The sequence below is a fragment of the Geodermatophilus sp. SYSU D01119 genome (genome assembly GCF_054049975.1).
Genome location: NZ_JBJGYL010000001.1, coordinates 294,345 through 310,327, shown reverse-complemented (window position 1 = coordinate 310,327; position 15,983 = coordinate 294,345). Strand labels below are relative to the sequence as shown.

20 protein-coding genes are annotated in these 15,983 nt (G+C 76.4%); 10 read left to right on the top strand and 10 right to left on the bottom strand.

Annotated elements, in window-relative coordinates:
* Positions 1-95: 95 nt before the first annotated feature.
* Entirely contained in the window at positions 96-413 is a 318-nt protein-coding gene (locus ACI79X_RS01510; RefSeq protein ID WP_457023647.1) for a hypothetical protein, read from the bottom strand.
* A 49-nt stretch (positions 414-462) separates the two neighbouring features.
* Positions 463-1,230 (bottom strand): endonuclease/exonuclease/phosphatase family protein, encoded by a 768-nt coding sequence (locus ACI79X_RS01505; RefSeq protein ID WP_457023646.1) that lies wholly within the window; start codon positions 1,228-1,230, stop codon positions 463-465.
* 71 nt (positions 1,231-1,301) lie between these two features.
* On the opposite strand from ACI79X_RS01505, the gene ACI79X_RS01500 reads away from it, so the two are divergent.
* Positions 1,302-1,895: a nucleotidyltransferase family protein gene (locus tag ACI79X_RS01500; RefSeq protein ID WP_457023645.1), complete on the top strand. Its 594-nt coding sequence runs from the start codon at positions 1,302-1,304 to the stop codon at positions 1,893-1,895.
* An 81-nt stretch (positions 1,896-1,976) separates the two neighbouring features.
* On the top strand, positions 1,977-2,372 hold the full coding sequence (locus ACI79X_RS01495; RefSeq protein WP_457023644.1) for a cold-shock protein: 396 nt from the start codon (positions 1,977-1,979) through the stop codon (positions 2,370-2,372).
* 15 nt (positions 2,373-2,387) lie between these two features.
* Here ACI79X_RS01495 and ACI79X_RS01490 read toward each other — a convergent pair whose 3' ends face one another.
* Together ACI79X_RS01490 and ACI79X_RS01485 are read right to left on the bottom strand one after the other, a co-directional pair.
* Entirely contained in the window at positions 2,388-2,900 is a 513-nt protein-coding gene (locus ACI79X_RS01490; protein ID WP_457023643.1) for a DUF2771 family protein, read from the bottom strand.
* Positions 2,897-4,495 (bottom strand): MFS transporter, encoded by a 1,599-nt coding sequence (locus tag ACI79X_RS01485; RefSeq protein ID WP_457023642.1) that lies wholly within the window; start codon positions 4,493-4,495, stop codon positions 2,897-2,899. The genes ACI79X_RS01490 and ACI79X_RS01485 overlap by 4 nt, the downstream gene beginning before the upstream one ends.
* Positions 4,496-4,673: 178 nt before the next feature.
* Here ACI79X_RS01485 and ACI79X_RS01480 point away from each other — a divergent pair, with 178 nt between their 5' ends.
* Positions 4,674-5,486 (top strand): DUF3027 domain-containing protein, encoded by an 813-nt coding sequence (locus ACI79X_RS01480; protein ID WP_457023641.1) that lies wholly within the window; start codon positions 4,674-4,676, stop codon positions 5,484-5,486.
* A 10-nt stretch (positions 5,487-5,496) separates the two neighbouring features.
* On the opposite strand, the gene ACI79X_RS01475 is transcribed toward ACI79X_RS01480, so the two are convergent.
* Positions 5,497-5,934, bottom strand: coding sequence for an Lrp/AsnC family transcriptional regulator (locus tag ACI79X_RS01475; RefSeq protein ID WP_457023640.1), 438 nt, complete (start codon positions 5,932-5,934; stop codon positions 5,497-5,499).
* Between the two features lie 139 nt (positions 5,935-6,073).
* On the opposite strand from ACI79X_RS01475, the gene ACI79X_RS01470 reads away from it, so the two are divergent.
* On the top strand, positions 6,074-7,381 hold the full coding sequence (locus ACI79X_RS01470) for an ArgE/DapE family deacylase (RefSeq protein ID WP_457023639.1): 1,308 nt from the start codon (positions 6,074-6,076) through the stop codon (positions 7,379-7,381).
* Positions 7,382-7,390: 9 nt separating this feature from the next.
* Here ACI79X_RS01470 and ACI79X_RS01465 read toward each other — a convergent pair whose 3' ends face one another.
* Entirely contained in the window at positions 7,391-7,624 is a 234-nt protein-coding gene (locus ACI79X_RS01465) for a DUF2530 domain-containing protein (RefSeq protein ID WP_457023638.1), read from the bottom strand.
* Positions 7,625-7,731: 107 nt separating this feature from the next.
* Between ACI79X_RS01465 and ACI79X_RS01460 the strand changes: the two genes are divergently transcribed.
* The 5 genes from ACI79X_RS01460 to thpR all read left to right on the top strand — a co-directional run bounded on the left by ACI79X_RS01460 (position 7,732) and on the right by thpR (position 12,104).
* Positions 7,732-9,276, top strand: a complete 1,545-nt coding sequence (locus ACI79X_RS01460; RefSeq protein WP_457023637.1) for an NCS2 family permease — start codon at positions 7,732-7,734, stop codon at positions 9,274-9,276.
* A gap of 32 nt (positions 9,277-9,308) precedes the next feature.
* Entirely contained in the window at positions 9,309-9,743 is a 435-nt protein-coding gene (locus tag ACI79X_RS01455) for a MarR family winged helix-turn-helix transcriptional regulator (RefSeq protein ID WP_457023636.1), read from the top strand.
* The gene (locus ACI79X_RS01450) at positions 9,740-11,011 is read left to right on the top strand and encodes an MFS transporter (RefSeq protein ID WP_457023635.1); all 1,272 of its coding nucleotides are present in this window, start codon (positions 9,740-9,742) and stop codon (positions 11,009-11,011) included. The genes ACI79X_RS01455 and ACI79X_RS01450 overlap by 4 nt, the downstream gene beginning before the upstream one ends.
* Before the next feature lie 92 nt (positions 11,012-11,103).
* Positions 11,104-11,529 (top strand): hypothetical protein, encoded by a 426-nt coding sequence (locus ACI79X_RS01445; protein WP_457023634.1) that lies wholly within the window; start codon positions 11,104-11,106, stop codon positions 11,527-11,529.
* Positions 11,526-12,104, top strand: a complete 579-nt coding sequence (thpR, locus tag ACI79X_RS01440) for an RNA 2',3'-cyclic phosphodiesterase (protein WP_457023651.1) — start codon at positions 11,526-11,528, stop codon at positions 12,102-12,104. The genes ACI79X_RS01445 and thpR overlap by 4 nt, the downstream gene beginning before the upstream one ends.
* Here thpR and ACI79X_RS01435 read toward each other — a convergent pair.
* Positions 12,073-13,041, bottom strand: coding sequence for an aldo/keto reductase (locus ACI79X_RS01435; RefSeq protein WP_457023633.1), 969 nt, complete (start codon positions 13,039-13,041; stop codon positions 12,073-12,075). The two genes, thpR and ACI79X_RS01435, sit on opposite strands and share 32 nt — an antisense overlap.
* 28 nt (positions 13,042-13,069) lie before the next feature.
* On the opposite strand from ACI79X_RS01435, the gene ACI79X_RS01430 reads away from it, so the two are divergent.
* Positions 13,070-13,873: a thioesterase family protein gene (locus ACI79X_RS01430; RefSeq protein WP_457023632.1), complete on the top strand. Its 804-nt coding sequence runs from the start codon at positions 13,070-13,072 to the stop codon at positions 13,871-13,873.
* Here the strand turns inward: ACI79X_RS01430 and ACI79X_RS01425 are convergent.
* The 3 genes from ACI79X_RS01425 to ACI79X_RS01415 are packed head-to-tail and all read right to left on the bottom strand — an operon-like array spanning position 13,870 to position 15,982.
* The gene (locus tag ACI79X_RS01425; protein WP_457023631.1) at positions 13,870-14,571 is read right to left on the bottom strand and encodes a TetR/AcrR family transcriptional regulator; all 702 of its coding nucleotides are present in this window, start codon (positions 14,569-14,571) and stop codon (positions 13,870-13,872) included. The two genes, ACI79X_RS01430 and ACI79X_RS01425, sit on opposite strands and share 4 nt — an antisense overlap.
* Positions 14,487-15,263 (bottom strand): ABC transporter permease, encoded by a 777-nt coding sequence (locus ACI79X_RS01420; protein WP_457023630.1) that lies wholly within the window; start codon positions 15,261-15,263, stop codon positions 14,487-14,489. Before ACI79X_RS01420 ends, ACI79X_RS01425 begins: the two co-directional genes overlap by 85 nt.
* Positions 15,260-15,982, bottom strand: coding sequence for an ABC transporter ATP-binding protein (locus ACI79X_RS01415; protein ID WP_457023629.1), 723 nt, complete (start codon positions 15,980-15,982; stop codon positions 15,260-15,262). Before ACI79X_RS01415 ends, ACI79X_RS01420 begins: the two co-directional genes overlap by 4 nt.
* Between the last annotated feature and the right edge of the window lies 1 nt (position 15,983).

Below are 15,983 nucleotides of genomic sequence, written 5' to 3'. Positions count from 1 at the left end.
CCCCCCCCGCGCGCCCCCCCCCCCCCCCCCCCCCCCCCCCCCCCCCCCCCCCCCCCCCCCCCCCCCCCCCCCCCCCCCCCCCCCCCCCGGGCGCGTCAGGACCGGGACGGCGACGGCGCCAGCCGTGTGAGCAGCTTCGACACGAGGTTGCCGGCCACGAGCCACACCAGCGCGGCGAGCGCCGCGTTGATCGTCTCGCCGACCTCCGCGTCCGACGGACGGAACAGGTCGACGGTGAACCAGCCGAGGTCGCGCCGCACCGACGCCGCTGCCGAGACCAGCGGGTTCGCCGGGTTGGCCGCGAAGAACGTGAAGACCGCGTGCACCACGATGACGACGGCGACCAGCGACGCCACCACGCGCACCGCGGACGCGACGAGGGTGAACGCACGGGTCCCGACGCCGGCAGCCATGCGGGCATCGTGACACCGGACGCTGTCACGACGCCAACCACCTGCCCGATCAGGTGGGTCCCACGTCCACCACGAGGGCGCGGTGGTCCGACAGCGGCAGCCGCACCGCCTCGGCCGGGCCGGTCGCCCGCAGCCCGCCGCGCACCAGCACGTGGTCCAGCTGCCGGGTCGGCTCCTCCAGCGGGAACGTCGGCGCCGACGCCAGCGGCCGCAGCCCGCTGACCCGGCGGGCCTGCGGCGGCTCCATGTTGAGGTCGCCGAGGACGACGAGCGGCTCGCGCGTCCCCCGCATCGACCGCACGAGGCGGCGCAGCTGCACGGAGTTCCAGTACGGCACGAACGACAGGTGCGTGCAGGCCACGGTGAACTGCCCGTGCGGGCCGTCGACCACCGCCGCCACGGCGACCCGCGGCTCCTCGCTGACCAGCTTCGGGGCGCGCGCCCCTCTGAACCACACCGGCACCCGCCCGTGCAGGGTCGGCAGGCGGACCACGCGCCAGGACACCACCGGGTACCGCGACAGCAGTGCGACGCCGTAGCTCGCCGCGCCGGGCTGCTCGTCACCGGTGGCGGCCATCCACGTGCCGCCCGGGGTGCCCGACAGCGCGGCGACGAACTGCTGGTCGGTGGCGCCCATCGCCTCGGCGGCCACCGCGGTCAGGTCGGCGTTCATCGACCGCGGCTGGTCGCGGTCGACCTCCTGCAGGCCCAGGACGTCGGCGTCGAGGGCCTTCACCGCCGCGGCGAGCCGGTCGACGTCGACCCGGTCGTCCTCCGGTGAGCGCCCGTGCAGGATGTTGAAGGTCGCGATGCGCACCCGACACCGGTGCCCCGGCCGGTGCCGGTTCACCCGTGCGTGAGCGGATGCGCGCCGGGTAGCAGCACCCCGTGCAGCCCTCCGACCGCGACGAGATCCGGGACCTCCTCAAGCGCACCGCCGTGGCCCTCAAGGAGGGCGGGGTGCCCTTCGCCCTGTGCGGTGGCTACGCGGCGTGGGTCCGCGGCGCCCCCGAGCCCGACCACGACGCGGACTTCCTGGTGACCGCCGACGAGGCCGAGCGGGCGGTCAAGGTCCTGCGCGACGCCGGGCTGGAGGTCGAGGACCCGGCCGAGGACTGGCTGACCAAGGTCGTGCAGGGCAACTCGTTCGTCGACGTCCTGTGGCGCACCTGCGGCCACCCCGTCGAGAGCGACCTCATCGAGCGGGCCGAGGACCGTGCCGTGCTCTCGGTGCACATGCCGGTGCTCGCGGCCACCGACATCCTCACCACCAAGCTGATGGCCCTCGACGAGCACTACTGCGACTTCGCGCGGTTGCTGCCCGTCGCGCGGGCGCTGCGCGAGCAGGTCGACTGGGCCACCGTCCGCCGGGAGGTCGCCGACAACGACTTCGCCTCGGTCTTCCTCGACCTGATCGGCCGCCTCGGCGTCGTCGACCCGGCGCAGTTCGGCGACGGCGGGACCGTCCGCGCGGACGGCTAACCTGGGGGACGAGCGGCGGGCCTGCCGCCGACGCCGGCACCCCTGCCGGACCACCCCAGCGAGCGACCGAGGGATCTCACCGTGCCCACCGGCAGAGTCAAGTGGTTCAACCCCGAGAAGGGGTTCGGCTTCCTCTCGCGCGAGGACGGGCCCGACGTCTTCGTGCACAAGGACGCGCTGCCCTCCGGCACCGCCGAGCTCAAGCCCGGCCAGCGGGTGGAGTTCGGCATCGTCGCCGGCCGGCGGGGTGACCAGGCGCTGCAGGTCCGCGTCCTCGACCCGCTGCCCTCGGTGGCGGCCAAGGTGGCCGAGGCCAAGCGGAAGAAGCCCGACGAGCTGGTCCCGATCATCGAGGACCTCATCAAGCTGCTCGACGACGTCTCGAACTCGCTGCGCCGCGGCCGGCACCCCGACCGCGCCGAGTCGCGCAAGGTCGCGGCCGTGCTGCGAGCCGTCGCCGGCGACCTGGAGGCCTGAGCCCGGTCGGTGGCCTCAGCCGGCCGGCGTCGCCGACGGCGTCGTCGGGGTCGGCTCGGCCACCTCGCCGCCGGCGCGCAGGAAGCCCACCGGCCACGAGCCGGTGAGCAGGCACTCGCCGTGCCGGTCCTCGACGACGACGAGGTAGAACGCCGGCGGGACGACGTCGGAGCTGGTGATCCCCTCGTAGGTGGTCGTGCCGGCCTCGACGTCGACCTCGCCGATCCGCTCCTCGAGCCGCTCGTCGAAGACCTGCACGCTCCAGCCGTTGGCGGCGACGTCGTCGGGCACGGTCAGCGCGATCGGCGTGCCTGGGGGGACCTCGATGATCGGCGGGGTCACCCCGCTGTAGCGCTGCCCCTCGCCCTCGGCGCAGTACTGGGTGGGCCGCGCGGTGACCTCCTGCGGCCCGGCGGTGACGGTGACGTCGGGCGGGGGGTCCGACGCCGACGGTCCGCCGCAGCCGGCCAGCACGACGGGGAGCGCGCCGGCCAGGACGAGGGCGGCGGCGCGGGGGGAGGAGCTCACGGGCGGGGTGCCTCCGGCACGGTCGGGGCGTCGGGCGCGGGCCAGGCCTGCGGTCCGGCGCCGGGCACGGTGGGTGCCTCGGGGTCGACGGGCCGCCAGCTGCGGCGCCGTGGGGTCCACAGCACCAGGCCGACGGCGAGGACGAGCAGTGCGGCGGCCACGGTGAACCCGAGCCAGCCGATCGGGGGGAGCGCGATGCCGATGGCGCCGCCGACCACCCAGGCCAGCTGCAGGACGGTCTCCGAGCGGGCGAACGCCGACGCGCGCAGGCTCTCCGGCACCTCCCGCTGGATGATCGCGTCGAGCGCGACCTTGCCGAGCGCGTTGGCGACCGCCGAGACGCCGGCCACCGCGGCGGCCGTCGCCAGGCCGAAGAACACCGCCGCGAGCACGGTGACCGCGGCGGCGACGCCGGCCGACCAGACCACCACCCGGTCGGGGTCGGCGGAGTGCAGCCGCGACCCGATGCCGGTGCCCAGGACGCTGCCCGCCCCCGCGGCGCCGGCGATCGCGCCGAGCGCCAGCGTGGACTCCCAGCCGCCCTCGACGGTGGCCTGCACGAGGAACGCCGAGAAGATCGTGAGGAAGCCGCCGAGACCGCGCAGCGCGGCGTTGGCGCGCAGCGCCAGCACCACGTGCGGGTTGACCGGGCGGCGCCGGCGGCCGGCCACCGGGACCTCGCCGGTGCTGAGCACGTCGGCGGGCTGCTCGCCGGTGGGGACGTCGACGTGCCGGGGCAGCCGGACGGCGAGGACCCCGGTGACGGCGAAGACGACCGCGGTGACCCACAGCAGGGGTGCGAAGCCGAACGCCCAGGCCAGGCCCGCGCCGAGGCCGCCGAAGACGCCCGCGGTGACCAGGCCGAACACCGACAGGCGCGCGTTGGCCGACGTCAGCGACATCGCGCCGGGCAGCACCCGCGGGACGACGGCGGCGCGCAGCACGTTGTGCGCCTTGGACAGCACGAGCACGCCGAGCGCGGCGGGGTAGAGCCACCAGTCGTCCTGGTGCGCGGCCATGACCAGCGCCAGCAGCGCCCGCCCGGACGAGGCCGCGCCGAGCGCCCACCGGCGCCCGCGCTGCAGCCGGTCGAGCAGCGGGCCGATGACCGGCGCGACGACGGCGAACGGCGCCATCGTCACCAGCAGGTAGAGCGCCACGTTGCCGCGCTGGGCGTCGGCCGCGGCGGCGAAGAACAGGGTGCCGGCCAGCGAGACGGCGATCATCGCGTCGCCGGCCATGTGCATCGCGTTGACCCACAGGAGGTGGGTCAGGCCGCTCTCCCCGGCGCCGTCGGCCCGGCTGGCCCGGCGGACCCGGGCGACGCCGGCCCGGGTCAGCTCGCGGCTGCGGGCGACGGCGACGCGCGTGACGGTGACCCGCGGCTCGGGAGCGGGCGCCGGCTCGGGCTGCGGGACGGTCGGCGGCGCCGGGGGCAGGGCCTGCGGCGGCGGGCCGTACTGCGGAGGCGGTGGCGCGGCGGCCTGGGGCCAGGTGCCCGGCGGGCCGTACTGGGCAGGGGGACCCGGCGGCGGCGCGGCGGCGGCCTGCGGCCAGGGGCCCGGCTGGGGCAGGTCCAGCGGTGCGGTGTCCATCCGGTCCGGCGGGGGCGGCCCGGTCCGGGCGCGGCGCAGCGGACCCCGGCGTGACCCGGGCGGACGCGAGGACGGCACGCCCCCATGGTGCCGTACCGACCTGGGCGTCCGGGACGACCGTGATCACTCCCCGGCCCGGCGGGTGGGTCCCTCCGGGCGCGTCTGGGACGATGGGCGGGTGCTCCCGGACCCCGACCCCGCCCCCGCGGGCAGCGACGCGCTGACCGCCGCCGTCGACACCGCCCGCGCCGCGGCCGAGGAGACGGCCGGCGACCCCGGGCTGGTCGGCGAGCACCTCGGCGCGGCCGCCGAGCCACTCGGCCCCGCGGCCGAGGGCGTGGACGAGGCGGCGCTCGGCGCGGTGGTCACCCACTCCTTCGCCAGCCGGCTGCCCGGCTACGTCGGCTGGCACTGGGCGGTCACCCTCGCCGCCGTCCCCGGCGCGGGCGAGGTCACCGTCGACGAGGTCGTGCTGCTGCCCGGCGACGCCGCGCTGCTGGCGCCGGCCTGGGTGCCCTGGCACGAGCGGCTGCGCCCCGGCGACCTGTCGGTCGGCGACGTGCTGCCGGCCACCGAGGACGACCCGCGGCTGGTGCCGTCCTACACCGCCGACGACGACGCGGCCGCCGACCCCGAGGCGCAGGCCCTGGCCACCGAGATCGGCCTGGGCCGCGAGCGGGTCATGTCGCCGGAGGGCCGCGCCGGCGCGGCCGCCCGCTGGCTGGCCGGCGACTTCGGGCCGCGCGCCCCGATGGCCCGCCAGGCGCCCGGCCCCTGCGGCACCTGCGGCTTCTTCCTCCCGCTGGCCGGGTCGCTGCGCGGCCTGCTCGGCGCCTGCGGCAACGAGTACTCCCCGGCCGACGGCCGCGTCGTCGCCGTCGACTACGGCTGCGGCGCGCACAGCCAGGCCACCCTGGCCGCGGGTGAGCCGGCGGAGGTCGTGACGTCGGCCCGCTACGACACCGCGGACTTCGACGTCCTCACCGACTGAGCGCCGGGCCTCAACCCCGCGGCCGGTCGATCAGCCGGGACAGCACCACCGCGCTCTCCGTCCGGGCGACGGTGGGCAGCGCGCGCAGTCGGCGGACGGCGCGCTCGAGCTCGGCGGTGTCACGCGCCTGCAGCCGCAGCACGGCGTCCGCGGTGCCGGAGATCGTCGTCGCCTGCACCACCTCGGGCACGTCCTCGAGTTGGCGGCGCACCTCCTCCGGGTCGGGCGCCCCCTCGCAGTAGACCCACACGTAGGCCTCCACCGACCACTCGAGGACGGCGGGATCGAGCACCGCGGTGAACCCGCGGATCGCCCCGGTGCGGACCAGGCGGTCGACGCGCCGCTTCACCGCAGGGGCGCTCAGCGACACCTCGGCACCGATGCGGCCGTAGGTGCTGCGGGCGTCCTGCACGAGCCGCTGCACGATCGCCCTGTCCAGGTCGTCCACCGTGGTCCTCCGTTGCGTCGGGTGCCCATCGGACGCAAGGGATCGTAGGGAGGACGCACGAGATCAGGCTCCCGCCGGACGCCCGCGCTCCCTAGCGTTCCCGTCGCCCGCCACGGTGGCGGCCTGCGGAGGAGGAGACGTGACGCTGACGGGGTGGGCGCCCGAGACCGGGGCGCCGCGGGGCGGGCCCAGCCGGGTCGAGGAGGCCGTCCTCGACGCCCTCGACGTCGGCGCGCTGCACCGGACCCTGGCCGATCTCGTGCGGGTGCCCAGCGTGACCGGCAGCGACGCCGAGTCCGACCTGCTCGCCGGGCTCGCGGAGCGCACCGCGCGCGCCGGGATGGACGTCGACCACTGGAGGCTCGACGTCGACGGGCTCGCCGCGCGGCCCGGCTTCCCCGGCACGGAGGTGCCGCGGCGCGAGGCCTGGGGTCTGGTGGCCTCGACGGGGGCCGACGACGGTCCGACCGTGGTGCTGCAGGGGCACGTGGACGTCGTCCCGCCCGGTGACCTCCGGCGCTGGGCCGGCGACCCCTGGACGCCGCGGCCGGCCGGCCGGCGCCTGTACGGCCGCGGCGCCTGCGACATGAAGGCCGGGGTGGCCGCGAACCTCGCGGTCGCCGAGGCGGTGCTGGCCAGCGGCGTGCGGCTGCCCGGCCGGCTGGCGCTGCACCTGGTCGGGGGCGAGGAGGACGGCGGCCTGGGCGCCTTCGCGACGCTGACCCGCGGGCACCGCGGGGACGCCTGCGTCATCACCGAACCCACCAGCGGCACGCTCACCACCGCGGCCGGCGGCGCGCTCACCTTCCGGCTCGTGGTGCCGGGCGAGCCGGCGCACGGCAGCACCCGCTGGGCCGGGCGCAGCGCGGTGGAGCACTTCGGCTTCGTCGACGCCGTGCTGCGCGGGCTCGAGGCCGAGCGCAACGCCGTCGTCGACCCGCTGATGGCGGAGTACCCGGTCGCGCACACGCTCTCGATCGGGACCGTCGTGGCCGGCGACTGGGCCAGCACCGTGCCCGACTCGCTCACCGCCACCGGCCGCCTGGGCGTGCGCCTCGACGAGGACCCCGCCGACGCGCGCGCCGCCGTCGAGGAGCGCCTGGCCGCCGCCTGCGCCGGCCACCCGTTCCTGCGGGCGCACCCGGTGGAGGTGACCTGGTCCGGCGGGCAGTTCGCGCCGGGGCGCACGCCGGCCGGCACCCCGCTGCGGGACGCGGTGTCCTCGGCGCAGGCGGACCTGATGGGCACCGCGCCGCGGGAGCGCGGCGTGCCCTACGGCAGCGACCTGCGGCTCTACGCCGCCGAGGGCGTGCCGACCCTGCACTACGGCCCGGGCGACGTCGTCCACGCGCACTCCTTCGACGAGCACGTCGACCTGACCGAGCTGACGGCGGTCACGCGGGTGCTGGCCGTCGCGACGGTGCGCCTGCTGGCAGCCTGGCCGTAGGGGAGGGGCTCAGCCGGCGTCGGGCCCGCGTCGTCCGAGCTGGCCCTGCCAGCGCATGATCGCCAGCCCCAGGAAGGGCAGCCCGATCCCGGCCACGCAGGTCCAGGTCCACATCCGGTCCACCCGGTCGCCGAGCAGCAGGACGACGACGAGCGCCACCACCCACAGGCCGATCCCGACCAGGACGACGCGCGCGGTGTCGACGCGCAGCGGGGGAGGAGCCTGCTTGAGGGGGCCGGGCACGCACCGACCCTAGGCCCGCCCGCTCGCGTTCCTGCACCGAGGCGCGCGCGGCGTGTGGCACGCTCTTGCCGCTCGTCGCCCGGTCGCAGCAGCACGCAGGAGCCCGCATGCCCGAGAAGTCCCGACCCTCCCGCGGTGCCTCCGCCGCCCGGCCCGCCGCGCGGACGGCGACCGGGGACACCCCCGCCGACGTCGCCGCGGGCGCGCCGGCACCGCGCCGCAGCGACGGCCCGCAGCTGCGGCCGCGCAACGGGCTCGACCGGTACTTCGGCATCAGTGCCCGGCGCAGCACGCTCGGCCGCGAGGTGCGCGGCGGGCTGACCACCTTCTTCACGATGGCCTACATCGTGGTGCTCAACCCGATCATCCTGTCCGGCGCCGACGTCACCGGTGCCACGCTGCCCTTCGGGGCGGTCGCCGCGGTGACCGCGCTGGTCGCCGGCGCGCTGACCGTCGTCATGGGCATCGTGGGCCGCTACCCGTTCGCGCTGGCCACGGGGCTCGGCATCAACGCGATCGTCGCCGTCTTCGCGGCCACCCAGCTGTCCTGGCCGGAGATCATGGGCCTGGTCGTGCTCGAGGGCCTGCTCATCACCGTGCTGGTGCTCACCGGGTTCCGCCGGGCGGTGTTCGAGGCGATCCCGCCGCAGCTCAAGACCGCGATCGCCGTCGGCATCGGCTTCTTCCTCACGATCATCGGACTGGCCGACGCCGGCGTGATCCGGCCCGGCTCGCCGCTGATCAGCTTCGGTGTGAACGGCCAGCTCGCCGGGTGGCCCCTGCTGGTGTTCGTCGTCGGGCTGCTGCTCACCGCGGTGCTCGTCGTGCGCCGGGTCAAGGGCGCGCTGCTCATCGGCATCGTCGTCTCGACCGTGCTCGCGATCGTCATCGAGGCGGTGGCCGGCATCGGGCCGCGCATCGGCACCGACGGCACGGAGAACCCGCGGGGCTGGGCGCTGCAGGTGCCCTCGCTGCCGGACGACGTCGTCGGCGCCCCCGACCTGTCGATCGTCGGCCAGTTCTCGCTGTTCGGCGGGTTCGAGCGGATCGGCGTCGTCGCCGCGCTGCTCATCGTCTTCTCGATCATGATCGCCGACTTCTTCGACACCGTCGGCACGGTGACCGCCGTCGGCGCCGAGGGCGGCCTGCTCGACGAGAAGCGCAACCTGCCGGGCTCCCAGCCGGTGCTGCTGGTCGACTCGATCGCGGCCGCGGCCGGCGGCGCGGCGAGCGTCTCGTCGAACACGACCTACATCGAGAGCGCCTCCGGGGTCGCCGACGGCGCCCGCACCGGCCTGGCCAGCGTCGTCACCGGCGTGCTCTTCCTCGTGGCGATGTTCTTCACCCCGCTGGTGCAGGTGGTGCCCTCGGAGGCCGCCGCCCCGGCGCTGGTGATCGTGGGCGCGCTGATGATCAGCCAGATCCGCACCCTCGAGTGGGACGACATGAGCCTGGTCATCCCGGCCTTCCTCACGATCGCCCTCATGCCGTTCACCTACTCGATCACCAACGGCATCGGCGCGGGCGTCGTCAGCTACGTCCTGCTGCGGACGGCGGTCGGCCGGCGGCGGGAGATCCACCCGCTGATGTGGGTCATCGCGGTGCTCTTCCTCGTCTACTTCGCGCTGGAGCCGCTCCAGCAACTGTTCTGAGCACTGCTAACGACCCGGGTAGGCTGGGGACCGTGACGAGGTCGACGCTGGGCACCGCGGCGCTCGCCCACGACCTGCGCCTGGCCGTCATGCGGTTCTCCCGGCGGCTGCGCAACCAGCGGGTCGACACCTCCGTCACGCTCACCCACCTGGCCGCGCTGTCCACGCTCAAGCGGCACGGCCCCATGAGCCCGGGGGAGCTGGCCGCGCACGAGCGGGTGCAGCCGCCGTCGATGACCCGCGTCGTCGTCGCGCTCGAGGCGCGGGGGCTGGTCACCCGGACCCCGCACCCGACCGACGGCCGGCAGGTGGTCATCGGCCTCACCGACGCCGCCGAGACGCTGCTCACCGAGGAGGCCCGCGCCCGTGAGGCGTGGCTCTCGGGACGGCTGCAGAGCCTGACGCCGGAGAAGCGGGCCACCCTGCGCGAGGCCGCCGAGATCATGGAGGAGCTCGCCGGTGGGTGACGTCCACGGCTGCTGAGACCACCGCCGCGGAGGTCGCGGACCCCGGGCACGGGTCCTTCCGCTCCCTGCGGGTGCACAACTTCCGGCTCTACGCGTCGGCGAACCTGGTCAGCCTGACCGGGACGTGGATGCAGCGCATCGGCCAGGACTGGCTGGTGCTGCAGCTCTCCGGCGACAGCGGCGTCGCCCTCGGGCTGGTGACGGCGCTGCAGTTCGGGCCGACGCTGGTCCTCGGCATGCTCGGCGGGATCCTGGCCGACCGGCACGACAAGCGCCGCGTCCTCGTCGTCACCCAGGCGCTCATGGGCCTGCTCGCGCTGTGCCTGGCCACCCTCGTGGTCACCGACGCGATCGCGCTGTGGCACGTGTTCGTCCTGGCCGCGGGCCTCGGGTCGGTGGCCGCCGTCGACGCGCCGGTGCGGCAGGCGTTCGTCTCGGAGATGGTCGGCCCCGGCCTGCTGGCCAACGCCGTCGGGCTCAACTCGACGATCTTCAACGGCGCCCGTCTCGTCGGCCCGTCGCTGGCCGGGCTGCTCATCGGCGCCGCCGGCGGCGACACCGCGCCGGCGTTCTTCGTCAACGCCGCCAGCTTCGTGTTCACCATCGGGGCGCTGTCGGCGATGCGGCCGGAGGAGCTGCACCGCAGCGCGCCGGTGGCGCGCGGGCGCGGACAGCTGCGCGAGGGGCTCGCCTACACCTGGAACCGCGCCGACCTGCGGCTGGCGATGCTGCTGGCCTTCGTCATCGGCACCTTCGGCTTCAACTTCCAGGTGACCATCGCGCTGATGGCCCGCGAGGTGCTGGGCCTGGGCGCGGAGGGCTTCGGCCTGCTGTCCACGCTGTTCGCCGTCGGCTCGCTGACCGGGGCGTTCCTCTCCACCCGGCGCAGCGCCCGCCCGCGGCGGCGGTTCCTCGTGGTCTCGGCGGTCGTGTTCGGCCTGCTGACGGTGGCGTGCGGGCTGGTCTCCGGGTTCTGGCCGTTCGCCGTCCTGCTGGTGCCCACGGGTGCGGCGGCCCTGGTGTTCAGCGTGGCCAACAACAGCTTCGTGCAGCTGGGCGCCGATCCGCAGATGCGCGGGCGGGTGATGGCGCTGTACTTCACCTGCTTCATGGGCGGCACGCCGCTCGGGGCGCCGCTGGTGGGCTGGGTGAGCGAGCACCTCGGCGCACGGTGGGGGATGTCGCTGGGCGGGGCGGTCGTGGTCGTCGCCGGGGTGGCGGCCGGGCTGTCGCTGCTGCGCGCCCGCCGGGCGCCCGCGGTCGCCTGACCGGCGGCCTGACCGGCGACGTGGCGGGCGGCCCGCCACCGACGTACCGTCGCGGCCACCGCCGTCCCCCGGTCCGCACGGGAGCGCGCCGCATGAGCCCGATGGTCCCCGCCCTGCTCCAGCTCGCCGGCATCACCGCGATGCTCGTCGGCGCCTTCGCCGCGCTCGGCCTGCTGTTCCGCCTGTTCTCCGGCCAGTTCACCCAGGACCTGCGCGCCCGTCGCCGGGCGCGGGAGGCCGCGGGGGGTGCCGCGCCCCCGGCGCCGGTGCACCGCCCCGTGCAGGCGGTCGCCGCCGACCTGCGCCGGCTCGCCCGCCAGCTCGACGTGGTCCCGGCCGGGTCGCCGCAGGTGCGCCGCCGCGGCTTCCAGGCGGCCTACGACGACGTCCTGGTGGAGGCGGCCGGCCAGTTCGCCGTGCCGACGACGCTGCGCGGCCTGCCGCCCGGCTTCGCCCGCGACGTGGAGCGGCTGCGGGTGGAGACGGCGCTGGCCGCGGCCGGCCTGGTGGTGCGCTGACCGGGCCGGCGCCCCTGCGGCTGTTCGTCGCGGCCGTCCCGCCCGAGGACGCCCGCGCCTCGCTCGCCGCGGCGCTGGCGCCGCTGCGCGAGGCGCCCGGCGCCCCGCGGTGGGGCGACCCGGCCCGCTGGCACCTCACGCTGCTGTTCCTCGGCGCGGTGCCGCCGGACCTGCTGCCCGGGCTGACCGCCGCCGTCGGGGCCGCCGTCGACCCGACCCCGCCGGCCACGCTACGGCTGGCCGGGGCCGGGCGGTTCGGCTCCCGGCGCCGGCCGCAGGTGTTCTGGGCCGGGGTGGACGGCGACGTCGACGTGCTCGCCGGGCTCGCCGCGCGGCTGGCCCGCGCCGCCGGGGGGCTCGGGCTGCCGGTGGAGGACCGCCCGTTCCGGCCGCACCTCACGCTGGGCCGCTGGGACCCGCGCCGGCCGGCCGACGCCGACCTGCCCGACCGGCTAGCCGGCCACCGCGGGCCGGACTGGCCGCTGACGGGGGTGACCCTGGTGCGCAGCAGCGGCGGCCGGCACGAGCCGCTCGCCTCCTTCGCTACCAGGCGTACTCCATCGGGGCGGCCCTGAAGCCGGGGAAGACCTCGTCGAGCCGGTCGAGCTGCGCCTGCTCCAGCCTCACGTCCAGCGCGCCGAGCGACCCCTCGAGCTGGGCCATCGTGCGCGGCCCGACGATCGGCGCGGTCACGCCGTCCTGGTGCAGCAGCCAGGCCAGCGCGACGTCGGCCGGCGCGAGCCCCCAGTCGCGGCAGGCGTCCTCGAAGGCCTGCAGCGCGGGCCGGTGCGCCTCGATCCGCTCCCGGTTGCGCTCCATCTGCCGCCGGGCGCCCTCCTGCTCGCCGAGCACGCCGGCCAGCAGCCCCTGCGCCAGCGGGCTCCACGGGATGACCCCGATGCCGTAGTGCCGGGCCGCCGGCAGCACCTCGAGCTCCACGTGCCGGGTGAGCAGGTTGTAGTGCGACTGCTCGCTGACCAGGCCGAGGAAGTGCCGGCGGGCGGCGGCCTCGTTGGCCGCGGCGAGCTGCCAGGCCGCGTGGTTCGACGAGCCGACGTAGAGCACCTTGCCCTGCGCCACGAGCGTCTCGCAGGCCTGCCAGATCTCCTCCCACGGCGTCGCGAGGTCGACGTGGTGGAACTGGTAGAGGTCGATCCAGTCGGTCCGCAGCCGGCGCAGCGACGCGTCGCACGCCCGCACGACGTTGCGGGCGGACAGGAACGTGTCGTTGGGCCAGTCGGACATCCCGCCGTAGACCTTGGTCGCCAGCACGGTGCGCTCCCGGCGGCCGCCGCCCTGGGCGAACCAGGTGCCGATCACCTCCTCGGTGCGGCCCTTGCCGGCCTCGAAGCCGTAGACGTTGGCGGTGTCGAAGAAGTTGATGCCCGCCTCGTGTGCCCGGTCCATGACCGCGTGCGCGTCGGACTCCTCGGTCTTCCAGCCGAAGTTCATCGTGCCGAGGCAGAGGCGGGAGACCGACAGGCCGCTGCGTCCCAGGTGCGTGTACTCCACGTCTGCGCACCCTGGCACCCTGGCGTCCGTGCCGCAGACCGACGCCGCCTTCGACCGGGCCACCGCCGTCACCCGCACCGAGGGCGGCGGGATCCGCGCCGAGCTCGACCCGGGCTGGGACGTCGGCGCCGGCGTCCTCAACGGCGGCTACCTGCTCGGCGTGGTGGCCCGTGCGGCGCTGCTCGACAGCCCGCACCCGCACCCGGTCGCGCTGTCGGCGAGCTACCTGCGCGCCACCCCGGGAGGCCCGGCCGACCTCACCGTCACGGCCGGCCCGGCCGGGCGCACCCTCGCGCACTCCTCGGTGCTGCTCACCGGCGCGGCTGGCCCCTCGCTCGCCGTCCAGGTGACGACGGCGACCCTCGGCCGCGACGGCAGCGACTACTCGGTCAACCCGGCACCCGAGGTCCCCGGACCCGACGAGTGCGTGGCCACCCGCAGCGCCGAGGGCGGCCCGGCGGTCGGGCTGGCCCGGCAGATCGACACCCGGCTGGACCCGGCGACGGCGGGCTGGACGGTGGGCCGGCCCTCCGACACCCGCCTGCTGCGCGCCTGGATCCGGCTGGCCGACGGCCGCGACCCCGACCCGCTGGCCCTCCTGCTGTTCGCCGACGCGCTGCCGCCCACCGCCTTCGCCGTCGGCAGGCCCGGCTGGGCGCCCACCGTGCAGCTGCAGGTGCTCGTCCGCGCGCTGCCCGCGCCGGGCTGGTGCCTGGTCGAGTCGCGCTCCACCGAGGTGACCGGCGGCTGGTCGGACGAGGAGTGCCGGATCTGGGACGCCACCGGGCGGCTGGTCGCCCAGGCCCGGCAGCTGGCCCGCGTCGCGCGCTAGTCCCGCCGGCCGGGCAGGGCGACGTCGCCGGTCAGGTAGCGCTGCACGGTCGGGCCGACCGCCGCCACCAGCTCCTCGGCCGACGCCGAGGCGAGCGGCTCCACGCGGAGCACGTAGCGGGCCATCACCACGCCGATCAGCTGCGAGGCGGTGAGTGCGCCGCGGGCCTCCGCCTCGGCCGGCGGCAGGTCGAGCGTGCCGACCACCCGGCGCAGCACCTGGGAGACGAGGAACTCCCGCAGCAGCCGCGCGGTCCACTCGTTGCCCACCGCCGAGCGGACGAGCGCCAGGCCCGCCGGGCGGGCGGGGCCGTCCCAGACCCGCAGCAGCATGCGGACGACGCTCTCCCCGAGGTGCTCGGGACCGGCCTCGAGCACCTCGGGCAGGAAGGTCCCGGGGTCGGCCGGCGCCTCGATCGCCGCGAGGAACAGCTTGTCCTTGGTGCCGAAGTAGTGGTGCACCAGGGCGGGGTCGACGCCGGCCGCGGTGGCCACCGCGCGGATCGACGTCGCGTCGAAGCCGCGCTCGGCGAAGGCCGCGCGGGCGGCGTCGAGGACCGCCGCCCGCGTGCCGGGGTTGCCCGGCCGCCGTCCGGTCGGGCGCCGCGCTGGGCTCAGCTGCTCCTCCTCCGCAGGGTCGCCGCCGCCAGGGCGAGGGCGAGGACCGCCGCGCCGGCCACCACGCCGACGTCGGTCCACATCGTGCCGGTCCCCGACGACGACCGCCCGACCTCCTGCAGTGCCTCCACCGCGTAGGTCAGCGGCAGCACGTCGCTCACCGCCTGCAGCCAGCCGGCCATCTGCTCGCGGGGCACCAGGAGCCCGCAGAGGAAGAACTGCGGCAGGACGACGACCGGCATGAACTGCACGGCCTGGAACTCGCTGCGGGCGAAGGCGCTGGCCAGCAGGCCCAGCGCCACCCCGAGGACGGCGTCGGCGACGGCGATCAGCACCACCAGCCAGACCGACCCGGCGATGTCGAGGTCGTAGAGCGTGGTGGCCACGGTGACCGTGACCAGCGCCTGGGCCGCGGCGGCCAGCCCGAACGCCGTGCCGTAGCCGAGCAGCAGGTCCAGTCGCGACAGCGGGGTGGTCAGCAGCCGCTCGAGCGTGCCCGACGTGCGCTCGCGCAGCATGGCGATGCTGGTCACCAGGAACATCACGACGAACGGGAAGACCCCGAGCATGGTGAGCCCGACCCGGTCGAAGACCGTCGGCTGCCCGGGCAGCGCCGGCACGTCCCGCCACAGCAGGTACAGCAGGCCCAGCAGCAGGCTCGGCAGCAGCACGAGCATGGCGATGGTGCGGTGGTCGTGGCGCAGCTGGCGCAGCACCCGCCCGGTGGTGGCGACGGTGAGCCGGGGGCTCAGGACGGCGGTGGCGCTGCTCATGCCGGCACCTGCTCCCCGCGCCGCACGAGGGCCAGGAAGGCCTCCTCGAGGTCGGGTGTGCCGGCGTCCTCGCGGAGCTCCCCGGGTGTCACGTCGGCCAGCAGCCGGCCCTCGCGGAGCAGCAGCAGCCGGTCGCAGCGGCCGGCCTCGTCCATGACGTGGCTGGACACCAGCAGCGTGGTGCCGGCCGCGGCCAGGGCGTGGAACCGGTCCCACAGCTCCACGCGCAGCAGCGGGTCCAGGCCCACGGTGGGCTCGTCGAGGACCAGCAGCTCGGGCTCGCCGACCAGCGCGCAGGCCAGCGACGCCCGGCCGCGCTGCCCGCCGGAGAGGTCCGCCACCAGCTGCCCGGCGGCGGCGGCCATCCCGACGGCGGCGAGCGCGTCGTCGGCGGCCCGGGCGCCCCGGCCGTACAGGGCGGCGAAGTGGCGGGCGTTCTCGCGGACGGTCAGGTCGGGGTAGACGCTCGGCGCCTGGGTGACGTAGCCGACCCGCGAGCGCAGGCCGGGGGAGCCGGCGGGCTCGCCGAGCACGGTGACCGTGCCGGAGCGGATCCGCTGCACGCCCACGAGCGCCCGCAGCAGCGTCGTCTTCCCGCTGCCGCTGGGGCCGAGCAGGCCGGTGACCCGGCCGGCGGGGACCGCGCAGGACAGCCCGGGCAGCACGCGGCGGTGCCCGCGGTCGACGACGAGGTCGGTGACGGTGACGGCGTCGGTCATG